The 5,043-nt window shown below is 51.1% G+C and carries 2 tRNA genes and 2 rRNA genes; all 4 read left to right on the forward strand.

Going from position 1 to position 5,043, the window contains the following annotated elements:
- Nucleotides 1-155 precede the first annotated feature (155 nt).
- The 4 genes from IXB28_RS16415 to IXB28_RS16430 all read left to right on the forward strand — a co-directional run bounded on the left by IXB28_RS16415 (nucleotide 156) and on the right by IXB28_RS16430 (nucleotide 4,895).
- Nucleotides 156-1,643, forward strand: a 16S ribosomal RNA gene (locus IXB28_RS16415).
- Between the two features lie 122 nt (nucleotides 1,644-1,765).
- Nucleotides 1,766-1,839: transfer RNA gene (locus IXB28_RS16420), tRNA-Ile, on the forward strand.
- Between the two features lie 7 nt (nucleotides 1,840-1,846).
- Nucleotides 1,847-1,922, forward strand: a tRNA-Ala gene (locus IXB28_RS16425).
- A gap of 156 nt (nucleotides 1,923-2,078) precedes the next feature.
- A 23S ribosomal RNA gene (locus IXB28_RS16430) occupies nucleotides 2,079-4,895 on the forward strand.
- Together the 16S and 23S rRNA genes with 2 tRNA genes alongside form the textbook arrangement of a ribosomal RNA operon.
- The last annotated feature ends 148 nt before the right edge of the window (nucleotides 4,896-5,043 follow it).

Consider the following 5,043-nt stretch of genomic DNA (forward strand, 5'->3'; position numbering starts at 1 on the left):
AATCAATAGTTTGAGATTCTAGACGAAATCCTGTTTAATTTCTTTTAGTTTGAAATTGATTAGACTTTATCACGAAGTACTGATTGATGTCAAACGACCGGATACTTAGAAAAGCTGAGAATCTGGACAAACACATAAGTTAGCTTAGGTTAACTACAATGGAGAGTTTGATCCTGGCTCAGGATGAACGCTGGCGGCGTGCTTAACACATGCAAGTCGAACGAACCTTTCGGGGTTAGTGGCGGACGGGTGAGTAACGCGTGAGGATCTGCCCTTAGGTGGGGGACAACCATTGGAAACGATGGCTAATACCGCATATGTCGAGAGATGAAAGATTTATCGCCTGAGGAAGAGCTCGCGTCTGATTAGCTAGTTGGTGGGGTAACTGCTTACCAAGGCGACGATCAGTAGCTGTTCTGAGAGGAAGATCAGCCACACTGGGACTGAGACACGGCCCAGACTCCTACGGGAGGCAGCAGTGGGGAATTTTCCGCAATGGGCGCAAGCCTGACGGAGCAACGCCGCGTGAGGGAGGAATGTCTGTGGATTGTAAACCTCTTTTCTCTGGGAAGAAGATCTGACGGTACCAGAGGAATCAGCATCGGCTAACTCCGTGCCAGCAGCCGCGGTAAGACGGAGGATGCAAGCGTTATCCGGAATTATTGGGCGTAAAGCGTCCGTAGGCGGTTATTTAAGTCAGTTGTTAAAGACTGCAGCTCAACTGTGGGAGAGCAACTGAAACTGAATGACTAGAGTATGGTAGGGGTAGAGGGAATTCCTAGTGTAGCGGTGAAATGCGTAGATATTAGGAAGAACACCAGTGGCGAAGGCGCTCTGCTGGGCCATAACTGACGCTGATGGACGAAAGCTAGGGGAGCGAAAGGGATTAGATACCCCTGTAGTCCTAGCTGTAAACGATGGATACTAGGTGTTGTGCGTATCGACCCGTGCAGTACCGTAGCAAACGCGTTAAGTATCCCGCCTGGGGAGTACGCACGCAAGTGTGAAACTCAAAGGAATTGACGGGGGCCCGCACAAGCGGTGGAGTATGTGGTTTAATTCGATGCAACGCGAAGAACCTTACCAGGACTTGACATCCCTCGAATATCTAAGAAATTAGATAGTGCCTTCGGGAGCGAGGAGACAGGTGGTGCATGGCTGTCGTCAGCTCGTGTCGTGAGATGTTGGGTTAAGTCCCGCAACGAGCGCAACCCACGTCCTTAGTTGCCATCATTAAGTTGGGCACTCTGGGGAGACTGCCGGGGACAACTCGGAGGAAGGTGTGGACGACGTCAAGTCATCATGCCCCTTACGTTCTGGGCTACACACGTACTACAATGCAACGGACAAAGGGCAGCCAACTAGCGATAGTGAGCTAATCCCATAAACCGTTGCTCAGTTCAGATTGCAGGCTGCAACTCGCCTGCATGAAGGAGGAATCGCTAGTAATCGCAGGTCAGCATACTGCGGTGAATACGTTCCCGGGCCTTGTACACACCGCCCGTCACACCATGGAAGTTGGCCATGCCCGAAGTCGTTACCCTAACCGCTTGCGGAGGGGGGCGCCGAAGGCAGGGCTGATGACTGGGGTGAAGTCGTAACAAGGTAGCCGTACCGGAAGGTGTGGCTGGATCACCTCCTTTAAGGGAGACCTACCCAATTGACTCCGAGTGTTTTAATTAGGAGCGATTGAGGTCACTCTAGGTCGTGCAGGATTTAAGAATTTCGAACTATTGTTTAGGTTCATTACTCGAATAGAGTATTGGGGCTATTAGCTCAGGTGGTTAGAGCGCACCCCTGATAAGGGTGAGGTCCCTGGTTCGAGTCCAGGATGGCCCACTGGGATGGGGGTATAGCTCAGTTGGTAGAGCGCCTGCTTTGCAAGCAGGATGTCAGCGGTTCGAGTCCGCTTACCTCCACCAATTTCGGAAGAAGGATAATTTCAGCACCCTGTGAGTTAGACAAATTGTCTAATGTTATAGGCTGCTGGACTTAGGTCTAGCGAGAACCTTGACAACTGCATAGATTAGTCGAATAGGTAGTTCGACAATTTGAGAACTTAGTATATTTGACTGAAAGGTCAAGCTACGAAGGGCTCATGGTGGATACCTAGGCACACAGAGGCGATGAAGGACGCGGTTACCGGCGATATGCCACGGGGAGCAGGAAGCATGCCTTGATCCGTGGGTTTCCGAATGGGGCAACCTTATATACGGCCATCTGAATATATAGGATGGTACGAGCCAACGCAGCGAATTGAAACATCTTAGTAGCTGTAGGAAGAGAAAGAAAACTCGATTCCCTTAGTAGCGGCGAGCGAAGCGGGAAGAGCCTAAACCAGTTCTTTTTAGGATTGGGGTCGTGGGACAGCGATATGGAATCTGGCGACTAGACGAATCACTTGAGAGGTGAACCAAAGAAGGTGAGAGTCCTGTAGTCGAAAGTTAAAGGATACTAGCTGTATCCCGAGTAGGTCGGGGCACGTGGAATCCCGATTGAATCAGCGAGGACCACCTCGTAAGGCTAAATACTCCTGTGTGACCGATAGCGAATAGTACCGCGAGGGAACGGTGAAAAGAACCCCGGGAGGGGAGTGAAATAGAACATGAAACCATGAGCTTACAAGCAGTTAGAGCACGATTAAACGTGTGATAGCGTGCCTGTTGAAGAATGAGCCGGCGACTTATAGGCACTGGCAGGTTAAGTCGGGAATGACGGAGCCAAAGGGAAACCGAGTCTGATAAGGGCGTTAGTCAGTGTTTATAGACCCGAACCCGGGTGATCTAACCATGTCCAGGTTGAAGCTTAGGTAACACTAAGTGGAGGACCGAACCGACTTCTGTTGAAAAAGGAGCGGATGAGGTGTGGTTAGGGGTGAAATGCCAATCGAACCCGGAGCTAGCTGGATCTCCTCGAAATGTGTTTAGGCGCAGCGGTATTGATTATAGCTGGGGGGTAAAGCACTGTTTCGGTGCGGGCTGCGAGAGCGGTACCAAATCGAGACAAACTCAGAATACCCAGTGAATACAATGCCAGTGAGACGGTGGGGGATAAGCTTCATCGTCGAGAGGGAAACAGCCCAGACCACCAGCTAAGGTCCCCAAATCATCTCTAAGTGATAAAGGAGGTGAGAATGCTGAGACAACCAGGAGGTTTGCCTAGAAGCAGCCATCCTTGAAAGAGTGCGTAATAGCTCACTGGTCAAGCGTTCTTGCGCCGAAAATGAACGGGGCTAAGAGATGTACCGAAGCTGTGGACTTAATTTATTAAGTGGTAGAGGAGCGTTCTGTTGTAGTTAGAAGCATTAGCGAGAGCAGGTGTGGACGAAGCAGAAGTGAGAATGTCGGCTTGAGTAGCGAAAATAGATGTGAGAATCATCTACCCCGAAAACCTAAGGCTTCCTCCGGAAGGCTCGTCCGCGGAGGGTTAGTCGGGACCTAAGGCGAGGCCGAAAGGCGTAGTCGATGGACATCAGGTTAATATTCCTGAACTTTTGTTATGGAGCATTAAAGGGACGCATGACAACTAGCTACACCCTGAATGGATTGGGAGACCGCCACGGCGGTTGCGTAGTGAACGATAGTGCCTAGAAAAGCTATTAATGTGATGAGATAGCAAGACCCGTACTGTAAACCGACACAGGTGGGTGGGTTGAGTATACTAAGGGGCGCGAGATAACTCTCTCTAAGGAACTCGGCAAAATGGCCCCGTAACTTCGGGAGAAGGGGTACCCCTTAACGGGGGTCGCAGTGAAGAGATCCAGGCGACTGTTTACCAAAAACACAGGTTTCTGCAAACTCGAAAGAGGAAGTATAGGAGCTGACGCCTGCCCAGTGCCGGAAGGTTAAGGAAGCTGGTCAGTCTTCGGATGAAGCTAGCGACCGAAGCCCCGGTGAACGGCGGCCGTAACTATAACGGTCCTAAGGTAGCGAAATTCCTTGTCGGGTAAGTTCCGACCCGCACGAAAGGCGTAACGATCTGGATGCTGTCTCGGAGAGAGACTCGGCGAAATAGGATTGTCTGTGAAGATACGGACTACCTGCACCTGGACAGAAAGACCCTATGAAGCTTTACTGTAGCTTGGTATTGTGTTCGGGCTTTGATTGCGCAGGATAGGTGGGAGACTTAGAGCTAAGCCTTGTGGGGTTTAGTGAGTCGCTGGTGAGATACCACTCTATCAAGGCTAGGATTCTAACATTGACCGTTATCCGGTTAGTGGACAGTATCAGGTGGGCAGTTTGACTGGGGCGGTCGCCTCCTAAAAGGTAACGGAGGCGCGCAAAGGTTCCCTCCGGCTGGTTGGAAATCAGCCTACGAGTGTAAAGGCATAAGGGAGCTTGACTGCGAGAGTGACAACTCGAGCAGGGTGGAAACACGGCCTTAGTGATCCGACGGTACCGAGTGGAAGGGCCGTCGCTCAACGGATAAAAGTTACTCTAGGGATAACAGGCTGATCTCCCCCAAGAGTTCACATCGACGGGGAGGTTTGGCACCTCGATGTCGGCTCGTCGCAACCTGGGGCGGTAGTACGTCCCAAGGGTTGGGCTGTTCGCCCATTAAAGCGGCACGCGAGCTGGGTTCAGAACGTCGTGAGACAGTTCGGTCCATATCCGGTGCAGGCGCAAGAGCATTGAGAGGAGTCTTCCTTAGTACGAGAGGACCGGGAAGAACGCACCTCTGGTGTACCTGTTATCGTGCCAACGGTAAACGCAGGGTAGCCAAGTGCGGAGCGGATAACCGCTGAAAGCATCTAAGTGGGAAGCCCACCTCAAGATGAGTGCTCTCATGGAGTTAATCCAGTAAGGTCACGGGAAGACGACCCGTTGATAGGTTCTAAGTGGAAGTGCAGCAATGTATGAAGCTGAGGAATACTAACAGACCGAGGGCTTGTCCTATCAGTCAATAAGTTCTCATGTTGAACTACGGATGAATCGACATAAAATAATCTATGCAGTCTTTCAGGGCTCTAAAAGCTCAATAGCTTTCCTGGTGCCAATGGCGGTGTGGTCCCACTCCGACCCATCCCGAACTCGGTTGTGAAAC

Source organism: Leptothoe kymatousa TAU-MAC 1615, from assembly GCF_018739865.1.
In the GTDB taxonomy this organism is placed as follows: Bacteria; Cyanobacteriota; Cyanobacteriia; order Phormidesmidales; family Phormidesmidaceae; genus Leptothoe; species Leptothoe kymatousa.